Raw genomic sequence first — 20,138 nt, forward strand, 5'->3', positions numbered from 1 at the left:
TAACGGTATATACCGGCTGGAGACGGTAAAATCGATCGGTAGGGTAGCGTGGCAACGTGAGCAACGACCGAGAAACAGAACAACTGTTATGCTGCTCCCGAAACGAGTAACGTACTGTTATGGGTTACTGGAAACGGCTTCTCGATGTCGATCTGACAACTGGAGAACACCGGACAGTAGAACTGTCCGACGACTACGTCCAGAAGTATCTCGGTGGATCTGGATTCACCACCCGGATTCTCTACGACGAGGTCGGTCCAGAGGTCGATCCACTGGATCCCGAAAACGTGCTCGCGATCGCACCGGGGCTGCTGGTCGGCCCGTCGGTTCCGACGGGGTCGAAGACGACGTTCGGATTCAAGTCTCCGCTCACCGGCGGATACGGCAAGTCGATCGTGGGAGCGAAGATGGGCGACCAGCTCAAACGGGCCGGCTACGACGCGCTGATCGTGCGGGGCGCCTGCGAGGAGCCGTCGACGCTCGTCATCGAGGACGACGACGTCCGCGTCGAGTCCGCCGAGGACCTGTGGGGGCTCGACACCTGGGAGACCGGAGAGAAGCTCAAGGAGACGTACGGCTCCGGCTTCCGGACGGCAGTCATCGGACCGGCCGGGGAAAACGAGTCCCGGATCTCGATGATCGAATGCGAAGACCGGCAGGCGGGTCGCGGCGGACCCGGCGCCGTGATGGGCTCGAAGCGCCTGAAGGGGATCGCGGTCAAGGGGACGAAGGACATCCCTGTCGCCCGTCCCGAGGAACTGGAGGAGCTCAACAAGAAGTGGCGTCTGGAGACGACCGGGCGGGGCGGCACCGACATCACCGGAACCGGGAACCCCACAGTCGACGTCCAGTACGGTACCGGCGAGGCGTTCGACGCGAAAAACACCGCGCTCGGCATCTTCCCGACGCGGAACTGGCAGTCCGGCTTCTTCAAGCGGGCGTACGACAAACTCGAAGATCCCGAGGAGGATCGCGTGTCGCTCGATCCGCGATACTGGACCGAGGAGTACGTCGACACCAAGCGACCGTGTCCGTACTGTACGAAACCGTGCAGCCAGTTCTTCGAGGCCGAAGACACGAAGTACGGCGACATCGCCGTCGACGGCCCGGAGTACGAGACTCAGTACGCGCTGGGCGGAAACGTCGAGGTCGACGACATCGAGGCGGTCGCGAAGGCAAACGAGATCTGCGACCGGCTCGGATTGGACACGATCGACGCCGGCAACGCGATCGCGTGGGCGATGGAGGCAGCCGAAAAGGACATAATCGACGTCGGAGACGAGGACGTCGACCTCGAGTTCGGGAACGCCGACGCGCTGCTGGAGCTGTTGCGTCGGATGGCCAGCGGCGAGGGCGAACTCGGACAGCTGCTGATGGACGGTCACGTCCGGGCCGCACAGCGGGCCGGCGCCGGCGAGGAGTTCGCCGTCCACGTGAAAAACCAGGCTCCCGCCGGGTTCGAGGCACGCGGAATCAAGGGAATGGCGCTGGCGTTCGGGGTCTCACCCCGCGGTGCCGACCACCTCACGTCCTGTCTGTACGCCCTCGAGATGGGCGGGGACTTCTGGGACTTCGAGAACTACGATCGCACGAAGATGGAGGGCAAGGCGATCGCACTCAAGGAGATGGAAGACCTGATGGCGGTCTACGACATCACCGGCGTCTGCAAGTTCACCCGCGGCATCACTCTCTCGGAGGGTGTCCGTGAGTTGGTCAACGCGATGACCGGCTTCGACCTCTCCCGGTCGGAGTTCCTCACCGCGGGCGAGCGGATGTACAACCTCTCGAAGGCGTACAACGTGCGGGAAGGATTCAGTCGCGAGGACGATCGCCTCCCCCCGCGGTTCACCGAGACGGTCCCGGACGGGCCAAGTCAGGGCGCATTCATCGACGAAGCGGAGTACGAACGGGAACTCGATCGGTACTACGCCGTCCGCGGGTGGGACACCCAGGGCGTCCCGCTCCGGGAGACGCTCTCCCAACTGGATATCCCCGACGTCGGCGAGGAGATCGGCGTCACCAACGAGATGGCCGTCTGAGCGCTGTCGGGATCGGACGCCAAACGTAACGTCATGGACGTGTCGATCGGCGGGCCGCTTCGGGCCGGACTCGTGCTGTACGCAACTGGGGAGTATCACGCTGCACACGACCCCTGGGAGGAGGTCTGGCTGGAACTCGAGACCGGAACCGACGACGAGAAGCTGTTTCACGGATTGATACAGTTGACTGCGGCGATACACCACGCCCGAAACCGCAACTGGAGTGGTGCGGTGGGGCTAGCCGAGAGCGGTCGCGAGTATCTCGACGACCTTCCGAACCGGTATCGCGGCGTGGCCGTCGGAGACGCCGTCGCGTTCCTGAACGCGCTCGCACGCGATCCCGAGCGGATCGAGCGGGGACCCCCGGATCCGATCTCGTACCGGGAAGACGTTCTCGAGGTGACGGATCTCCCATTCGAGGAACTCGTACCGGCGGTCGACGCGCTGGCCGAGGAGTACGAGACCTACGAGGGAGACATACTGGCCGAGGCAATCGAAGTCGCCCGGGAAGAACAGGCGGATGGCCGCGCGGCGATCACGACGCTGCTTTTCGATTTCGTCGCCGGCGAGGATCCGTCTCGGGAGTTCGTCTACGACCAGTTGGCTGCCCGGATTCGTCGACGACGACGGAAACGCGACGACGTGAGCGGGCTGTTCGAAACGTAGGGCCAAACAGTCCCGCCGACCCTGCTAACGGCCGAACAGTCTGCTGAAGAAACCGCTCTTCTCTTCTTTTTCTTCGTCAGCTTCGTCAGATTCCTCCGGTTCCTCCGGTTCCTCCGGTTCCTCCGGTTCCTCCGCTCCCTCTGCTTCTTCGTCGTCAGCTTCGTCCTCTGCAGTTTTCCCGTCGCCTTCGTCGTGTTCGTTCTCGTCCGACTCCTCGTCCGCGTCAGGACTGTCCTCCTGGGCGTCAGACGGCTCTGCGTCGGGGATGGGTTCCGCCAACTCACCGCCGGATTCTGCCGGTTCTTCTTCGTTCGACTCTGCTGTGGTTTCGGCCGCCGCCGATTCGTCTTTTTTCCCGGAGCCAGCCTCCTGAATCGGCTCTTCGAGTTCGATCTCGTCTTCGGAACCTTCCTCGTCTTCACGAGTATCCGGTTCCGGGTTTTCCGGCTCCTCGTCTAACTCCAAGTCCTCTGACTCATCCGTCTCCTCACCCAACTCCTCCTCTAACTCCAAGTCCTCCGACTCATCCGACTCCTCGCCTAACTCCAACTCCTCTGACTCATCCGTCTCCTCGCCTAACTCCAGCTCCTCCGACTCATCCGACTCCTCGCCTAACTCCAGCTCCTCTGACTCATCCGACTCCTCGCCTAACTCCAGCTCCTCTGACTCATCCGACTCCTCGCCTAACTCCAGCTCCTCTGACTCATCCGACTCCCCCTCTAACTCCTCGTCTAACTCCAGCTCCTCTGACTCGTCCGACTCCTCCTCTAACTCCTCGTCTAACTCCAGCTCCTCTGACTCATCCGTCTCCTCACCCAACTCCTCGTCTAACTCCAGGTCTTCAGGTTCCGCATCGGACGCCGCCTCCTGCTCCGGTCCCGAAGCCACGGCAGCCTCCTCCGCCTCCTCCCCCGAATCCGAAATGGATTCGTCTTCGGGTTCTGAACCACCGCCCGAAATGGCGACAGATTCTGGCTCCGTCTCCGGTTCCGGTTCGGGGATCGCTTCGCCGGTGAGCTCCCTGGCGAGTTCGCGGTAGGAAACCGCAGCCGGAGACTGCGGCGCGTGAACCTCCAGTGGTTCCTGTGCGGCAGCAGCCGCGGTCACCGCTTCGTCTTCGGGGATCTCTCCGATCACGTCGGCGCCCAGTACCTCCGGTGCCGACTGCAGCATCGGGTGGTCCGGCTCGACTCGCGTCAGGGCAACGCCGAGTACCGAGCCGCCGAGTCGGGAAGTCAGCTCGCGTGTTTTCTCGGTGTCCAGAAGCGACGCCCGGTCCGGCGTCGAAACGAGAAGCGTCCCGTCGCCGAGCGCGAGCGGCAGCGAACTGTCGTGACTCAATCCAGCACTGCTGTCGACGAGGACGTAGCCGTCGAATTCCGACAGGGTCTCGACGACCTCCCGCAACTTCGCCGGGTCGACGCCCGCGTACGCCTCGAGTTCGACGCTCCCCGGAACAACGCGCATTCCACAGGGCCCCTCGTAAAGCGCCTCCTCGAGGTTCGCGTCACCCGATAACACGTCGTGGAGTGTCGGCCCCTCCGGAACGATTCCAAGCATCGCCCCGAGGTTCGCCATGCCGATGTCCGCATCGACGAGCACTACGTCGTGACCGGCCGCCGCGAGCGCCGCCCCCAGGTTCGCCGTCGTCGTCGTTTTGCCAACGCCACCCTTCGCGCTGGCAACCGTGAACGATTTGCTCATGTGTTCGACGAATTCGGTGGAGAATATAAAAGTACAGGCGTCGAAGGGGTGCAAACCGGAGCGAACTCGGGAGAAGCCGCTGTCGACGGGGGGAAACCGCCGTCCGTCACGGGAAAAACGAGTCGAAAGTTGGCACCGCCCCGATCCGGGCCAGTCGGTTGTCGTCTCGAAACGGAAACGACGCCAGATTCCCGGAGATATGCGGCGACTGGACGTTCCAACATTCCATAAACTTTCGGTGCGTTTATACTCTGACGCGGCAACGTTCGGGCATGGCGAGCCTCCGCGATCTCGGGCTCTCGGAGTACGAGGCCCGGGCCTATCGGTCACTTCTGCGTCTCGGCCCGACGACGGCAAAGGAGCTGTCGCGGGCGAGCGAAGTCCCGATGGGACGGATCTACGACGTGTTGAACAGTCTCGAGCAGTACAGCCTGGTTCGGAGCCAGGCAGCGAGCCGGCCGAAGAAGTACGTCGCCGTCGAGCCCGACGCGGGGCTCGATCGTCTGCTCGCGGACAGGAAAGCGGAGCTCGAACGGAAGGCCGAACAGTACGAAGACGTCGTCGACGAGCTCTCACAGGAACTTGAGACCGCCGAACCGGTCGACGGCCACTTCTGGACTGCGGCGGTCGGTCCCGACGAAACGCTGGATCTGCTGCTCGAACGGATCTCGACGGCCGAACGGGAGATCGTCATGGTGGCGGGCGCACCCGCCGCAGGGCTGGACCTCGGCGAGATCGGCGAACAGATCACCGACGAGCTCGAGAAAGCGCTCGAACGCGGCGTCTCCGTCTCCCTGCTTCTCTCGCCCGACGTCGTCGACGGGCTCCCTCGGAGCGTGGGCCGACGGTACACCGAACGGCTCGCCGACCGGGAGAACTTCTCCGTCCGCGTCGCCACCGGTTTACAGGGCACCTTCGAGTTGATCGACGACGTCGAGGTCTGCATCGAAGTGTCGAATCCCCTGGATCCGGGCGAAGCGTTCGCGATGATCGATCTGAAGGATCCGGAGTTCGCCGGCGACGTCCGAGAGTCGTTCGAGCCCCGATGGGAGAACGCGAAACCGCTGAATCTGTAGACGAGAGCGAGATCGCGAAACTCCGTGATCGGATTTCGAATATCCGCAGTCAGACGCCGTTTCCGGCGAGCTCCTCGCGCAGCTGTCCCATCGTGACCTCCCGCTCGGCGTGGGCGTTGTGCTGGTGGATCGACTCGTCGTTGGACTGTTTCATCCGAATGACTGCTTCGTCGGGGAGGTGATCGAGCTGGTCGACGACGTCCTCCGCCAGCGACCGGACGCAGTCCTCGACGAACTTCGCGTTCGCGTGGGCGTGGTAGGTCATGTGGTCCTCGTCTGGTCGTTTCGCCAGGTTGTAGATCCTGGCGCTCATCGCGTCCCGCGCGATGTCGATCAGTTCAACCAGGTCGACGTCGGGTGACCCTTCGTCGGAGACGGTAAGCGTCGCGTGACCGCGCTGTGAGTGTCCCGGCTGCGGAACACGATCGAGGAACTGATCGATCGTTTCCTCGTCGACCCCGAGGTCCTCGAGTTGCTCGCGAGCACGGGATTCAGACATCCCCTGTGAACAGGGACAGACGGTGATCCCGGTGACTTCAGCCCCGATCTCCGATCGGGTTTCCTCGTCGGTCGCGACCGCACTAGCGATGATTTCCGCGGTGTTTTGCGTAGGGCGTTCGCTCGCAGGGGTTCGATCCCGGACCATGTAGTCTGCGGTCATCCGGACTTCGGCCGTCGACGTGTAGTCGTGCTTCTCGAGGAGGCGCTCTGCAGCGTCTCCACAGACGTCCTCGACCCGGTACGCCTCCTCGCGGGTGATGTCTTCGAGGATCTCGTCGATGACCTCCATGTTTCGGCTCATGTCGATCCCTTTTCGGCCGGCAGGCAGATCGACGAACACTTCGAACTCCGCCATCAGAACGATCGGACGCAGCGATCCGCGCGAGAGTTTGACGAGCTTTTGAACTCCGGTAACACCGACCTGAGAGAGGCCGACGGTCACGTCCGGACGACTCGCCTGAACGTCTGGCAGCTGGTGACTCATCTCCCGAAATGAGGGAGTCTGCGCTGTTAGACCTTTCCATGCCGTCGTCCATGACGGTAGTCGCGGGACGGCCGAAACGCAGAAATCGGCGGTCAGGGCCAGTCGTCGCGTCCGTCCTCCTGGAACGGATCGACGTCGTTCCCGTCGTCGGCCGCGATCTGCCAGTCGGCCGCCTCTGCCGCGTCGGACAAGGGGAGATACTCCCACCCGACGTTCTCTGCGATCTCTTCGGCGTCCTCGGAGTTTCCGACGAGTACGTATCGTTCAGTGTCGAACTGATCCTTGACGTTCTCGAGGCTCTCTGTTACGCCACGGGGGCCCGAAAAGAAGTCCTGACGGATCCGGTGTTTCCGCGTGAAGTTCGTGACGACGTAGGTCGGTTTCTCGCTGACTACGCCGAGATATTTCGTCCACTGCCGGGCGTCGTTGATGACCGCGTTCGGATCCGCAAGCTCTTTGAGCGCCTCGAGCTCGAACGCCAGCGTCATGTCGCTGGAACCGGGGTCCATACCGGAGAGAAACCGGGCTGCGCCGAAAACCGCTTCGCTTTCCCTCGCGCCGTCGACGTTCTACGCCGCGCGATCTGTGATCGGTCGCCGGCTTACTGCTTTTGTGGGGCCGAGAGGTCGTCCACCGTGAAGTCCTCCTGCATCAGGACGTCCTTCTGGTCCGCGACGATGCGCTCTTCCCGCATCAGCTGCTTGTACGCCGACTGCGGGGAGAGGTCGCCGATCAGGACGCCGCCGATGATCTTGCCGTCCTTGAACGCGAGCCGCCGCCACTCGTTTTCTGAGTGTTTCCGCTCGACAGTCTCCTCGCCCAGCGTCGGGTGACCGAACGAGAGGAACGGGAAGTCGAAGTGCGTGATCGAGTACGAGGAAACCCAACGGAACTCCTCGCTGCCGTAGTCGATCATGTTCTTCGCGGCGATGGTCCCCTGCTGTTTTGCGGAGCCCCACGCGCCGTTCTGTGCGCGCTCGCCCAGGATGACGTCGTGGAACTCGGTGACGTCACCCGCTGCGAAAATGTTGTCGACGTCCGTCCGCATGTACTCGTCGACGTAGATGCCGGTGTCCGTCTCGACAGGGGTGTCCTCGAGCAGCTCGGTGTTGAAGTCGAGGCCGATCGCGACGCCCCCGAAGTCCGCCTCGTACCGTTCGCCGTTCGGATCGACGGCGGCGACGAGCTTGCCGTCCTCGTCCGTCTCGAAGTGGTCGACGCCGGATTCGAACACCGGTGTGACACCCACGTCCCGGAGCGCGTCGTGGATGATCTCGGCGCCCTCCTCCGAGAGTGCATACCGCCACCAGCACTTGCCGCGCATCAGATAGTGGGCCGGAAGGTCCTGTGCACCACAGATCGCCGCCAGGTCGATCCCGAGCAGGCCAGCTCCGACGACGACGCCGCTTTCGGCCTGTTCGACGTGTTCCCGGATCGCCCGTGCGTCCTGGAACGTCCAGAAGTGGTGGATCCCTTCGGCGTCCGAGTTCGGAACCGGAAGCTGCTGGGGAGTGCCACCGATCGAGACGAGGAGCTTGTCGTAGCCGTATGTCTCGCCCTCGTGGGTCTCGACCTGGTCGTTCTCCACGTCGATGTCGGTGACGAGCGTGTTCAAGTGGAGATCGATGTCCCGCTCCTCGTACCACGACGTTTCGTGGATCGAGACGGGCGCTTCGGGGAGCTTGCCCTTCGCGTACTCCTTTATCAGAATCCGGTTGTACAGCGCTTCACCCTCGTCGGTGAGGATCGTGATGTCTGCGTCAGGCGCTTCTTCACGGAGTGTCTCTGCCGCCGACGAGCCAGCGATTCCGTCGCCGATGATGACGAACGATTCACTCATGAGCGAAGATTTCGTGTTCGGGGTTAATGTGGATTGCTATATCGATGACAAATCGTGAGGAATGATAACACAGGTTTTAGGTCTTTAAGGGAAGGAAGGTTTTTCCGCGAACGATCCAGAAAAACACGGCGGTTCAGGTGACGAATTTTAAAAGGTCGTCCCGCTTTTCCGCCTTGAATCGGGAACGGAGACACTCCAGTAGTGGTTCGATCCGTCCTTGCTTTGCGGAGATAGGCGCGACGGTGTCCTGCCACTGCTGCCACGGGGGAAACAGGCCGAGTCGATCACACACCTCGTCGAGTCGGTCGTCGCGGTCGTCCACCTTGTCCATCTTGTTTACGGCCACGATCGGACTGGCGCCGACGTCCTCGAGGAAGTGGAACAGTTCGACGTCGTGTGGGATTTCCCCGTCCGCCCGGTGGCGGTCGATAATGTCGATCACCGCCTTCCCGTCGACGACGAGGACGGACGCGATGATATTGTCGGCGTACTCTTCGATGTACCTGACTACGTCCGTTTTTATTTGTTCTCGCCGGTCTTCTTCTACACCGGACATGAAGCCGAACCCCGGAAGGTCCGTGAACATGAACGATTCGCCGGCCCAGTCGTAGTGGTTCGGCTTCCGGGTGACGCCGGGTTTCTTCCCGGTTGTGAAGTCGTGTCCCGTGAGTTCGCGCATGAGGGTCGACTTCCCCACGTTCGAGCGTCCCACGAGTACGACTTCAGTATCGCGATCCGGCCGGTTCTGAAACATGGTTTCCCTACCGCTGGAGGATTCATAAGGAACCCGTCACGGAACGCATCGTCCAGACAGGTGGCTACACGAATTTCCGGACCGCCAACTCGAGCGTGTCGAGATCGAGGATCGGGGCGTAGCCGTAGTCGGGTTCGATGTTCACGGACTTCTGGAAGGCAGTCTGCTCCTGCCAGCAGCCGGAGTTCACCGCGAGAACGTTGTGGTACTTCCCCCACCCCAGTTTGTGAACGTGGCCGGTATGGAACACGTCCGGAATCTCTTCGATCACGAGGTAATCCTCCGTTTCGGGGGCGAGACGCATATGGCCGCCGTACTGTGGCGCGACGTGTCGCTTTTTGAGAAGCTGATACATCGCCCGATGTGGTTCCTCGTAGCTTGCTTTCTCCTCGGGGAGTTCGGCGATGAGTTCGTCCAGCGAGACACCGTGGTACATGAGCACGGTGACCCCCTCGATCGTTACAGACGCCGGGTTGCCGTAGATCCGGGCGTCGTGTGCCGACATGATCTCCCGAAGCTCCTCGTCGAAGCCGGGCTGGGGTTCCGCGAGCCTGACTGCGTCGTGGTTTCCGGGGATCATAACGATCTCCATGTCCCCTGGAACCTCCTTGAGACACTCCGCGAACCGTTCGTACTGGTCGTAGATGTCGACGATCGAAAGCTCCTCGTCCTGGTTCGGATAAACGCCGACGCCTTCGACCATGTCGCCAGCGATCAGCAGGTACTCGACGGACGCCGCTTCCTCGGAGTGGAGCCAGTCGGTGAACCGGTGCCACGCGTCGGCGGCGAACTCCTGGCTGCCGACGTGAACGTCCGAAATCAATGCGGCCTGGACCTGACGATCCGCCGTCGACGGGCGGTAACTCCGCGGAACATCGGGGAAGTGGATGGAGTCGACGAACACGATCTCGCCATCGTCCGAGAGCGTCCCGGAGACGGCGATACACTCGTCTAACAGGAGGTCGTCGACGAGTTCCACGATGTCCCTGTCGTTCATCACCAGGCACGGAAAGGTGCCGGTCGTGTCCTCCAGTTCCACGATCCAGTGTCCCCCAGAGGTCGACCGGATCTCGTTCACCAGACCGATGAGTTCGACGTCGGTTCCGCCCGACATCGCGGAAATCGTCTCCGCGGGCCGATGGTTGACCCGGTTTCGGAGCTTCTTCGAGAGTTTCTCGAACCGGTCCCGGAACACTGCGACGAAATCGTCGTACGTTCCCGTCCCGGTCGACTGTCCCGTGATGTCTCCGGCGACCTCAATGGATCGTTTGGAGGGATCTCGGCTTTTGGAGGCATCTCGGCTTTTGGAGGCATCTCGGCTTTTGGAGGCATCTCCGCTTTTGGAGGGATCTCGGCTGGACCGTCCGCTCCCCCGATCCGAAGACCCCTTCGTTTCGACTGGAGACGACTGGCCATCGTCGGGTGGATTCTCGGTGGTGGTTCCAGTTGAAACAGAGGGGTTGTCGTTCGGGGTTCGGTCCCGGCTGTTCGGGTCGGCTTCGAGGACCTCACGAACGGTGTCAGCGGTGATCCGGAGCGCGTCACCGGGAGTGCGATCGACTGTCGCCTCGAGGACCGCACCCGGGTTCGACGCGCCGGCGATCAGCGTGACGGCCTCGCGTTCAGCGTTGTAGCCCCGGCTCGCCAGCTCCTGGACGATACGCGAGGGCGTCTCCAGCGGCACGTCTCCCGGATGGATTCGATCGCTCAAAAGCGTGCCGGAGCGCTCCGGGGCCGAATTCCACATCGTTTCGAACCCAGAAGGTTGAAACGACGAGGTGACGAATACTCTCCGATGACATCCGGGGAGCGGCCCCCTACCGACGACGACACCGACGCTGGCGATCCCGTTCCGCCAGACGAAGGCGATGGCCACGAGGCCGATAGTGGCTGGTCCGATAGTGTTGATCTCGGTAGCGACGAAACCAGCAGTGACGAAACCAGTAACGACGCCGAGCCGGATCTCGGCGGCGAACCCGACGCCAGGCAGGACAATCGAACCCCGTTGGATCGATTCCTGAACGACCAGGACGGCCCGTATATGGTCGTCCGGGAGGTGTTGCTGAGCGTCGTGGTTGTAGTCGCGATCGGCCTGGTGCTGTTTGCCATAAGTGGAGTATGGCCGCCCCTCGTCGCCGTCGAGAGCACGAGCATGGAGCCGAACATGAACATGGGCGACCTCGTGCTCGTTACCGAACCCGGGCGGTACGCTCCTGACGTCGCCGTCCCCGGAACCGGGGTCGTGACCTACGAACAGGGTGCCGAGGTGGGCTATGAAACGTTCGGCATGCCCGGATCCGTGATCGTCTTTGATCCGCCCGACCGTGCCGGATCACCGATCATCCACCGCGCCCACCACCACGTCGAAGAGGGGGAGAACTGGTACGACCGGGTGGACCAGGACGCGATGAACGCCGACAGCTGCGAGGAACTCGCGACCTGTCCCGCCCCCTATGACGGGTTCATTACCAAGGGCGATCACAACAGGTGGTACGATCAGGACTACGAACACAACGGCATCGCCCCGGTGGTCCACGAGGACTGGGTGACCGGCGTGGCTCGCCTCCGTGTTCCGATGCTGGGGTGGATCCGCCTGATCTTCACCGGCGAAGCCGGGCCGTTCGCCGGAACGCTACCCGCCGTTCCTCTCGACCCCGAAACCGTGCTTGTCGCGTCCGGGGCGAGCGCAGTGGCTGTCGGGCGCAACGCGGGCTGGATGAATCGGCGCAACTAGCGTTCCGGTTCAGCGAAACCGAGAGGATCGGGAGTCAGTTGTCGAAGCGCGCCTGAACGAACGGCTGTGCGTTTTCGATGTCGCCGAGCCGAGAGTCGGAAAGGAGGACTGCCTCCGTCTCCTCGATCGGCACCGAGAGGTTCATCTCCTTGGTCCTTCCGTACCGACCCTTCGAGACGACGACGGCGTTGACGATCCCGAGCATGTCGAGTTCGGAAATCAGATCCGTAACGCGGCGCTGGGTGAGCACGTCTGCGTCGATCTCCTCACAGAGTCGCTTGTAGATGTTGAACACCTCGCCGGTGTTGATGTTGTGAACGCCGTTTTTCTCGAGCAGGATTATCGAAAACAGAACGATCTTACTCTGGGTAGGTAGCGTCCGGACGACCTCGACGACCCTGTCGAGTTCGATCTTGTCCTGTGCCTGTCTGACGTGCTCCTCGCGGACCAGATCCGCCTGACTGCGCTCGGCGAGTTCCCCCGCCGTTCGGAGGAGATCGAGCGCGCGCCTGGCGTCGCCGTGTTCCTGAGCCGCAAACGCCGCACACAGCGGAATCACGTCTTCGGTGAGCGCGTCGGACTTGAACGCGACGTCCGCGCGATGCTGGAGGATGTCCCGGAGCTGGTTCGCGTCGTACGGCGGGAAGACGATCTCCTCCTCGCCGAGGCTCGACTTGACGCGGGGATCCAGGAAGTCGGTGAACTTCAGATCGTTCGAGATCCCCATGATAGAGATCCGGGAGTTGTCGAGCTCGGAGTTCATACGCGAAAGGTTGTACAGCGTGTCGTCACCCGACTTTTCGACGAGTTTGTCGATTTCGTCCAGCATGATGACGACGACGCGCTCGCGGTAGTCGATCGCCTCGAAGAACGTCGAATACACGCGATCGGTCGGCCACCCCGTCATCGGAACTTCCTTCATCCCCTCGGCATCTGCTTCGAGACCCTCGATCCGCTCGTCGAGTTCCTCGACGCTGTCGAACTCCGAGACGGTGATCTCTTCTGAATCCGCCGGTTGTCCGTCCGAACCCGCTGTTTGTTCGTCCGAACCCGCCGACTGTCCGCCCAAACCCGCCGACTGTCCGTCCATGGATTGCTGGAGGTCGCCGTCCCGAACGACGTCCGAACGGAGCTCTCGAAGACGTTCGAGCTGTCCCTGAATTCGGTTCTGGTTCTTCTCGATGAACTTGTTCGCCAGTTGTGCGAGCACCCGATACTGGGTGTCCGTCACTTCACAGTTTATGTATTCGACATCACAGGGGACGTCGTACTTCTGGGACGTCGATTCGAGTTCCTGTGAGACGAACTTGGCGCTCGCGGTTTTCCCGGTTCCGGTTTTCCCGTAGATCAGAATGTTCGACGGCGTCTCCCCCCGAAGCGCAGACACGAGGATCGTCGCCATCTGGTTGATCTGATCCGAACGATGCGGGAGTTTGTGAGGCGTGTACGACGGTCGGAGCACCTCCTTGTTCTCGAAGATCGGTTCGCCGGACAACAGGTCGTCGAACAACCCCTTGTCGTCTTCACCCTCGTCGTCGAGCACCATGCTCCCGATGTCGACCTCCGGCGAAGACCGATCGCGGCTCGTCGGTTCGCTTCCCCCTCCGTCCGACGTCTGCCCAGTCGTTCCGGCCGCCAACACGTCGTCGACATCGCCGGAGTTCGAATCAGTAGCGTCCCGAGAGCCGGTTATTTCGTCCGGGTTTCCTTTCCCGTCCGGATTGGCGATCGCCTTCGAGTCGTCCGTTCGGACCCTTTCGGAAGATACCGACGGTTCGTCGTCCCTGCTGTCGCCGTCGTCGACTGGCTTCGTGTCGTCCTCGTCCATATTGCACCCCTTCGTTTCGACTGGAGGACATCGGTGCGCGAACCGGAACACGACGGGTTCCCCGGCCGTCGGCCCGAATTCTCGGAGGTTCGATTCGCACCCGAAGTCCAGATGATGCAAACGAAGCAGACGAAGAGGCGGCATAAAAGCGTTGTCCTCGAACGATTTCAGCCCCGTTCACTGATTCATCAATTCGTTATCCGGTCAGAATCTCTATTCGGCGAACTAATTCCAGTTGAAGCCGTTCCCGTCGGTGGCGACGGACGTGTCTCCCGATCGGTTCGTCCCCGAATCAGTCGGTCGATCTGTCGCGTCCCACTCGAACGTCCCAGCGTTCTCGCTCGATTGCTTCGCCCTCGGTTCCTCGCGGACTTCGAACGTCTCCAGCGTCGCACGGAGCTGATCCGCCTGGTCCGACAGTTGCTGGGCGCTCGTCGAGATCTCGGAGACGGACGCCGTCTGCTCCTCCGCGCTCGCAGAGACGTTCTGGGCCTCCTCGGCCGCCTTGCGGCTCACCTCGGAAACGTCGTCGACCATGGCGACGACTTCCTGGGCCGACTCCGCCTGCTGGTCGGTCGTGTCGTTTATCGTCTGGATACCGGCATTGACCTCCTCGACGACGTCGACGATTTCCTCGAGGGCGTTCAACCCCTCCTCGATCGTGGTCGTTCCGTCGTCGACGAGTTCGTTCATTTCGCGGATGTCCTCGGTGGCTTCGCGGCTCGTCCCCTGTATTTCGTCGATGAGATCCTCGATCTCTTCGGTTGCGTCGTGGGTCTCCTCCGCGAGGCTCTTTATTTCGTCTGCGACGACTCCGAACCCGGAACCGGCGTCGCCGACGCGGGCCGCCTCGATCGAGGCGTTGAGCGCCAGCAGGTTGGTCTGTTCCGCGATGTCGTTTATGACTTCGACGATCTCGTCGATTTCGTCGATACGAGAGTCGAGGCCCTCGATCTCCTCGACCGTTTCGGTGGTCTTGCTCTCGATGTCCCGCATGCTCGCTGCCGACTCGCCGGCGAGCTCGCTTCCCTCCTTGCCGTGGCTGGCGGCGCGGTGGGCCATCTCGGCAACCTCGTCCGACGAGGAGGCAATCTCCTCGACCGTCGCCGACAGGTCTGTCATCTCGTCGGCGGCCTGGCCGAGCTGGTCGGTCTGTCTGTCCGCCCCATCGGAAATCTCCTCGACCGACCGGGCGACCTGCTCGCTCGCCCGCTTTATCTCCTCCGAGCCGGACGCGACCTGTTCGCTCGCGGCGGCGACCTCGTCACCCACCTCCTGCATCTCCAGGATCGTCCGCTCGATCTCGCCGAGCATCTCGTTGAACGACTCCGCAATCGACCGGAGCGCCTCGTTGTCGATGTCCTCGTCGAGTCGCTGGGTGAGATCGCCCTCCGCGGCCAGCTCCATCGTCTCGCCGAACTGTTCGGCCTGTCGTTCGAGACTCGTGGCGAGCTCCTCGGCTTCCCTTCGGGCCCGTTGTGCCTCCTCGGTAAACTGCTGGATGTCGGCCTGCATCGTCTCGAGCGCATCGCCGAGCTCCCCCGGAATCTCCTGGTCGAGCACCGGATCGTCGAACTCCTGTCGGGCGATCGCGTTCGCCTGGTCGACAACCGTCTCGAGATACGCCTGCATCTCCGCAAACGAATCCGCCAGGCTGGCAATGTCGTCGTCCGTTTCCGCCTCGATCTTCCGAAGATCGAGATCTCCGTCGGCGATCTTGCTGGCCTCCTCGTCGAGTTCCGTGATCGGACCGACGTAGTCCCACTCGGTCAGCATGATCGTATTGAAAAATGCGACGGTCCCCCCGAGTACGAACACGGCGATCAGCGGGAGGAGATACTCACCGAGATCCACGAAAAACAGTCCCGCCATGAGGAGAAACAACCCGTACTGGATCGCGACAGCCGCGAGGATCTTGTATCGTGTCGAATCGTTGACCCCGACTGCACGCAAAATTTGTCTGAGTAAACGTCGATAGGTCCCCTTGATTGGCCCCTCATTCCGAACTTCCCCTTCTGTTTGCGCCCCTCGATCTGTGTCCAGGTCCGAGCCCAGGTTCGAGTGGCGACGCCTCTCTCCCATATCCGGAGATTTCTGAAACCCTGTTATATACCCGCGGTTCAAATTATCGGGACTGAAATTAACCTCTCCCCCTTATGTATACAAGTTACCGTGTATCATGGTAACAGAGTGAGCCGTTTTTTCGAACTGTGAGAAGACAGCGGTACGCTCTTTATGCGGGCCGGGGTAGGTTGGGTCATGCTGCCACCCATCGCCGGTCGATTCGTCGCCGGAGAAACGCCGGCCGCAGCGTTCGAACACACCCGGCAGATGAACGAAGACGGCGTCGGAGTCATCCTGAATCTCTTGGGAGAACACTACGACGATCACAAGCCCGTCGAGGAGGACACGCGCACCTACCTCAGTCTAGTCGAAGACATCGCAGGAACCGAGATGGACGCGTGTGTCTCCGTGAAGCCGTCTCAACTCGGGCTCGACCTCGGCGACGACGTGTTTGCAAAGAACCTCCACCGGATCGTCGAGGCAGGAGCTGAACACGACGTCTTCGTGTGGTGTGATATGGAGGATGCAACCACCACGGATGCGACTCTGGACGCGTTCGACGAAGCGATGGACATCCATCCGTGGGGCGTGGGGCTGTGCGTCCAGGCGAACCTCGAGCGGACAATGGACGACATGGAACGGTTGATCGACCGACCCGGTCGTCTTCGGCTGGTGAAAGGTGCATACAACGAGGATCCCGAAATATCTTATAAGGGGAAACAGCGAGTGAACGAAGCGTACAAGGAACTGATCCGCTACTGCTTCGAGAACCGCGAGCGCGGCGTCGGCATCGGAAGCCACGATCCGGAGATGATCTCGTATGCAAAGCGGCTCCACGACGAACACGGCACGGAGTTCGAAGTCCAGATGCTGATGGGGGTCCGCGAGGACGCACAGCGAGATCTCGCCTCCCAGGGGTACGAAGTCTGGCAGTACGCCCCCTACGGGAACAAGTGGTTCTCCTACTTCTATCGCCGGCTGCGGGAACGCAAGGAAAACGCCCTGTTTGCGGTGCGAGCAGTGCTCGGTCAGTGAGGAAACCGAACCCCCCGAGTCACTGTTCCAGCCGGTACCGAACCGTCGGTTTCCCGTCGAACCGTGGCCCGTCACCCGCCCGGCTGAACCCCTTTGTTTCCACTGCAGCTTTGCCCTGTTCGTCGGCGGCAGCGACGATCGCCTCGACGTCCATCCCCTCCCTGCGGGCGAACCTGATCGGCTCCTCCAGGAGCCGCTCGACTGCCTCGCCATCGCCGGCAAGCTGGGTGATGTGAACCGTTTTCTGACGCGCATCGAACGACACTATCCCGCGTATCCCCGAGAACTCCGACTCGGTTTCGGTGGGTGTCCCTTCCTGCGGGACGCTTTCTTCCGATCCGTCTACGGCGACGCGGACAGTTCTATCGTGAACGAGATTCCGCATCACTTCCACCGGCCGATCCGCCAACGTTGCCATCGCGTCGGCGTCAGCTTCGACCGCGTCACGTACTCGCATACCACACTGTTTCGGTCGGTTCCCTTTTAAGGGTGACTGGTAGATCCGCTCGAACGAGGTGAATTTAAGAAGGCGGCCGTCGGAGCCGTAGGTATGAGCACGGCAACAAAGGTCGTTTTGGGTACAGTCGGAGTGTCGGCGTTTCTCGTCGTGATCATCCTCGCGATGTACGCGTTCGGCTAGACGAGCGCCGGGAGCTCCGCAAGCGATTCGATCTCGTAGGTAGGTTCAAACTGGAGTTCGTAGCCGTTCCGGTGGTCTCTGCGGAGAAATGCCACGTCCATCCCCGCACGCCGAGCAGCGGCCACGTCGACGTTGCTGTCGCCGACGTACAGGACCGAATTCGCCTCGATCCGCGAAGCTGCACGCTCGAGGTAGTAGGGGTTCGGTTTCCGGTTCAGGAACCCCTCGAGAGTCGGTTCCCGTCCGATCGTGACTGAAAAGAGGTTCTGGAGGTCGAATGCGTCGACGATGTACTCGACGGTCGCGTGCTGGTTGTTCGATACCACCCCCCTGGTCGCGTCGAACTCCCGGAGTGTGTCGACGTCGTCGAATAGTCCCTTTATCCCCGCGTCGATCGCCTCCTTTTGAGCACTAGTGGCGTTTGCTTCCCGTCGAGCCCAGAGCTGTTCGGCGTCGAGATCGTATTCCTTACAAACCTGGTAAATCGGATCGATTTCTTCCCTGACTAGGGCTTCGACTGCGTCCGGTGACGGGTCGACGTCGAACTCTCGGAACGTAGCCCGAACCGCGTCCTGGAGCACGTCGTGTGGAGTGAGTTCCGTGAGTACACCGTCGTTGTCGAAGACGACCGCGTCGTAGCTCATACATTTCCTCAGAGAGGGTGCTTCAAAATACCTTCTCTGTTCACCGGTTCATTCCCGTTTCAGACAGGCGATTCAAAACTCCTGCTGGACGATTTCCAGGGTCTGCTCGCGGTCATCCCACGCGACGAACAGCGCGACCGAGGTGGCGCTGGTAATGACGTCGTGGAGGTTGATCCCCGCCTCCGCGATCGGGGCCACGATCTCGCTTATTACTCCTGGCTGGTTCGGGAGTTCTCCGCCGGTTACCCGGATGACGACGATGTCGTCCTCGACGGTCACCGAGGAGAGCAGATCGTCGTGGACGACTTCCTCGTGGAGGAGTGCCTCCGCCTCCTCCGCCCGTTCGACGTCGACGTAGAACGTGACCGAATCCATCCCGCTTGCGACCGCGTCGATGTTGATCTCCTCTTGTCTGAGCGCCTGCGAGAGGTCCGCCAGGATCCCCGGTCGGTTTCGGATCGATCGGCCGGCAACGGTGATACACGCGAGCGGCTCCTCCCGCATGTCGATCAGATTCTCGAACGCGCCTTCGATGCGGGTCCCGCCCGTGAGCAGATCCCCGTGCTGATAGTGAACGACTCGAACGTCGAGGTCGTCCGTTTTGTACGCGAGCGCGCTCGGGGCGATGACTTCCGCGCCCCGGAACGAGAGGTTTCGGAGCTCGTCGACGGTGATCTGCCCGACGTTTCGCGCGCCCTCGACCACGTGGGGATCGCCCGTCATGACGCCCTCGACGTCAGTGACGATGACGACCTCGTCGGCGTTCATGTATCTGCCGAGCATGACTGCCGTGGTGTCGCTGCCACCCCGCCCGAGCGTCGTGACGCGGCCGTCCGGTGTTTCCGCGAGGAATCCGGTGACGACCGGGACCACGTTCCCGAGTTCGGCCGCGAGCGCCTCGACTCCACGTTTGGTCACCTCGACGTCGACCTCCCCGTGTTCGTTCGTGACGATCGGCCACAGGTCGCTGCCCGGTTCGACGAACACTGCATCGATCCCTCGGGCGACGAGCGCCGCCTTGAGCATCCGGACGCTGGTGCGTTCGCCCATAGAGACGATCTCCGCCCTGTCGGAATCCTCGGTCTCGAAGGTGATCTCCTCGAGGAGATCGTCGGTGGTGGATCCCATCGCGCTCGCGACGACTGCGATCTCGTGGCCTTCCCGCACCGCGTTGGCGATCGAATCGGCAGCCCGGTTGATCCGGTCGCCGCTGCCCAGGCTAGTTCCGCCGAACTTCGCAACCACCCGCATCAACACTCACCCCGAGTTCGCATGGAAGAGGCCTCTGCAGACGCCGACCCGTTCGATCCGCCTGGTCCTTCGGACACGCCCCCGGATGCCACTACCGGGAGCCCTCGATCACGAAGGTGAAACGTGCTCATGCGCCCCGGTAGCAGGGGAACGCGGATAACTGTGTCCACTTCATCAACGGTTGCCAGCCGAACACATCGCAGTCCACGAGATTCACTCGTCGTCCGGTCCCCACGCGTCCGGCATCTCGATGACGTATCGGCCGTCCTCCTGCAGGGAGATGATGTACTCCTGCCGGTCGTAGAGTTCCATCAGGTTGAGTTCGTACTGCCCCTGGCTGACGATCTTGATGCTCTCGAACTGACTGTTGAGCTCCTCGCGGAGCTGGGAGAGGTCCGGACGGTCGACGTTCTCGGGGACGCGTTCCCCCTCGACTTCCCTGTCGGAAGCTCGCCCGGTTCCCTCGTCGGGAGACGACTCCGTGTCCCCACTCGTGGATTCCGCCAGAGCCGAAAGTTCCTCCTCTGAAACGACGCCGGATCGAGCGTCCGCCTGCGCGCGGTTTTCCGGGGAATCGCCCAGGTCCGTGGAAGACACTACTTCCCCCTCGTTTCGGGGTTCGTCCTGCTGTTCTGTGGTCGATTCCTTCCGTTCGACCGTCGGATTATCCGACCTTCCCGCGGTTCTTGACGAGGACCCCGTATCGGAAGTCGACCGCTTTCGCTTTTTCATCTCCGAGGCGGATTTCCGCTGCTTTTCGACCGCACTCGACGGCCGGAACTGGAACTTGTTCCCTCCACAGTCCGGGCAACCCGAAAGCATCTCTTTCGAGCCGTCAGAGAAAACCCGACCGCAGGAGGTACACTGATGAGGCATGT

General features: G+C 61.9%; 17 protein-coding genes. 5 read left to right on the forward strand and 12 right to left on the reverse strand.

From position 1 onward, the window contains the following. Positions 1 to 119 precede the first annotated feature (119 nt). Together RH858_RS06255 and RH858_RS06260 are read left to right on the forward strand one after the other, a co-directional pair. On the forward strand, positions 120 to 2,039 hold the full coding sequence (locus RH858_RS06255) for an aldehyde ferredoxin oxidoreductase family protein (protein WP_310561363.1): 1,920 nt from the start codon (positions 120 to 122) through the stop codon (positions 2,037 to 2,039). Between the two features lie 33 nt (positions 2,040 to 2,072). After that, complete coding sequence (locus tag RH858_RS06260; RefSeq protein WP_259534456.1) at positions 2,073 to 2,705, forward strand: DUF309 domain-containing protein; 633 nt, start codon at positions 2,073 to 2,075, stop codon at positions 2,703 to 2,705. A 24-nt stretch (positions 2,706 to 2,729) separates the two neighbouring features. Here RH858_RS06260 and minD read toward each other — a convergent pair whose 3' ends face one another. Next, positions 2,730 to 4,409 carry a cell division ATPase MinD gene (minD, locus tag RH858_RS06265; protein ID WP_310561364.1) on the reverse strand — a complete coding sequence of 560 codons (1,680 nt, stop codon included), beginning with the start codon at positions 4,407 to 4,409 and terminating at the stop codon, positions 2,730 to 2,732. A gap of 272 nt (positions 4,410 to 4,681) precedes the next feature. Here minD and RH858_RS06270 point away from each other — a divergent pair, with 272 nt between their 5' ends. Beyond that, the gene (locus RH858_RS06270) at positions 4,682 to 5,485 is read left to right on the forward strand and encodes a TrmB family transcriptional regulator (protein ID WP_259534455.1); all 804 of its coding nucleotides are present in this window, start codon (positions 4,682 to 4,684) and stop codon (positions 5,483 to 5,485) included. A gap of 49 nt (positions 5,486 to 5,534) precedes the next feature. Here the strand turns inward: RH858_RS06270 and mptA are convergent, their stop codons facing one another. From mptA to RH858_RS06295, 5 genes are all read right to left on the reverse strand, one after another. Further along, positions 5,535 to 6,470, reverse strand: a complete 936-nt coding sequence (mptA, locus tag RH858_RS06275) for a GTP cyclohydrolase MptA (protein ID WP_259534454.1) — start codon at positions 6,468 to 6,470, stop codon at positions 5,535 to 5,537. A gap of 92 nt (positions 6,471 to 6,562) precedes the next feature. After that, positions 6,563 to 6,979 (reverse strand): hypothetical protein, encoded by a 417-nt coding sequence (locus RH858_RS06280; protein ID WP_259534453.1) that lies wholly within the window; start codon positions 6,977 to 6,979, stop codon positions 6,563 to 6,565. A 92-nt stretch (positions 6,980 to 7,071) separates the two neighbouring features. After that, positions 7,072 to 8,310 (reverse strand): FAD-dependent oxidoreductase, encoded by a 1,239-nt coding sequence (locus tag RH858_RS06285; protein ID WP_259534452.1) that lies wholly within the window; start codon positions 8,308 to 8,310, stop codon positions 7,072 to 7,074. Between the two features lie 133 nt (positions 8,311 to 8,443). Beyond that, the gene (engB, locus tag RH858_RS06290) at positions 8,444 to 9,064 is read right to left on the reverse strand and encodes a GTP-binding protein EngB (protein WP_259534451.1); all 621 of its coding nucleotides are present in this window, start codon (positions 9,062 to 9,064) and stop codon (positions 8,444 to 8,446) included. Positions 9,065 to 9,128: 64 nt separating this feature from the next. Next, positions 9,129 to 10,748 carry a DNA-directed DNA polymerase II small subunit gene (locus tag RH858_RS06295; RefSeq protein ID WP_259534450.1) on the reverse strand — a complete coding sequence of 540 codons (1,620 nt, stop codon included), beginning with the start codon at positions 10,746 to 10,748 and terminating at the stop codon, positions 9,129 to 9,131. Between the two features lie 111 nt (positions 10,749 to 10,859). On the opposite strand from RH858_RS06295, the gene RH858_RS06300 reads away from it, so the two are divergent. Next, complete coding sequence (locus RH858_RS06300; RefSeq protein ID WP_259534449.1) at positions 10,860 to 11,798, forward strand: S26 family signal peptidase; 939 nt, start codon at positions 10,860 to 10,862, stop codon at positions 11,796 to 11,798. Between the two features lie 34 nt (positions 11,799 to 11,832). Here the strand turns inward: RH858_RS06300 and RH858_RS06305 are convergent, their stop codons facing one another. Beyond that, entirely contained in the window at positions 11,833 to 13,626 is a 1,794-nt protein-coding gene (locus RH858_RS06305) for an orc1/cdc6 family replication initiation protein (RefSeq protein ID WP_259534448.1), read from the reverse strand. A 225-nt stretch (positions 13,627 to 13,851) separates the two neighbouring features. Further along, complete coding sequence (locus RH858_RS06310; protein WP_259534447.1) at positions 13,852 to 15,708, reverse strand: methyl-accepting chemotaxis protein; 1,857 nt, start codon at positions 15,706 to 15,708, stop codon at positions 13,852 to 13,854. Positions 15,709 to 15,885: 177 nt separating this feature from the next. Here RH858_RS06310 and RH858_RS06315 point away from each other — a divergent pair, with 177 nt between their 5' ends. After that, positions 15,886 to 16,725 carry a proline dehydrogenase family protein gene (locus tag RH858_RS06315; protein ID WP_259534446.1) on the forward strand — a complete coding sequence of 280 codons (840 nt, stop codon included), beginning with the start codon at positions 15,886 to 15,888 and terminating at the stop codon, positions 16,723 to 16,725. A 19-nt stretch (positions 16,726 to 16,744) separates the two neighbouring features. On the opposite strand, the gene RH858_RS06320 is transcribed toward RH858_RS06315, so the two are convergent. The 4 genes from RH858_RS06320 to RH858_RS06335 form a co-directional block, all read right to left on the reverse strand. Beyond that, entirely contained in the window at positions 16,745 to 17,182 is a 438-nt protein-coding gene (locus RH858_RS06320) for a hypothetical protein (RefSeq protein WP_259534445.1), read from the reverse strand. A 179-nt stretch (positions 17,183 to 17,361) separates the two neighbouring features. Further along, the gene (locus RH858_RS06325; protein WP_259534444.1) at positions 17,362 to 18,009 is read right to left on the reverse strand and encodes an HAD family hydrolase; all 648 of its coding nucleotides are present in this window, start codon (positions 18,007 to 18,009) and stop codon (positions 17,362 to 17,364) included. Positions 18,010 to 18,081: 72 nt separating this feature from the next. Then, the gene (locus tag RH858_RS06330; RefSeq protein WP_310561365.1) at positions 18,082 to 19,260 is read right to left on the reverse strand and encodes an aspartate kinase; all 1,179 of its coding nucleotides are present in this window, start codon (positions 19,258 to 19,260) and stop codon (positions 18,082 to 18,084) included. Between the two features lie 213 nt (positions 19,261 to 19,473). Beyond that, complete coding sequence (locus tag RH858_RS06335) at positions 19,474 to 20,136, reverse strand: Zn-ribbon domain-containing protein (protein ID WP_259534442.1); 663 nt, start codon at positions 20,134 to 20,136, stop codon at positions 19,474 to 19,476. Between the last annotated feature and the right edge of the window lie 2 nt (positions 20,137 to 20,138).

The organism is Halalkaliarchaeum sp. AArc-GB (assembly GCF_031432225.1).
Classification (GTDB): Archaea; Halobacteriota; Halobacteria; order Halobacteriales; family Haloferacaceae; genus Halalkaliarchaeum.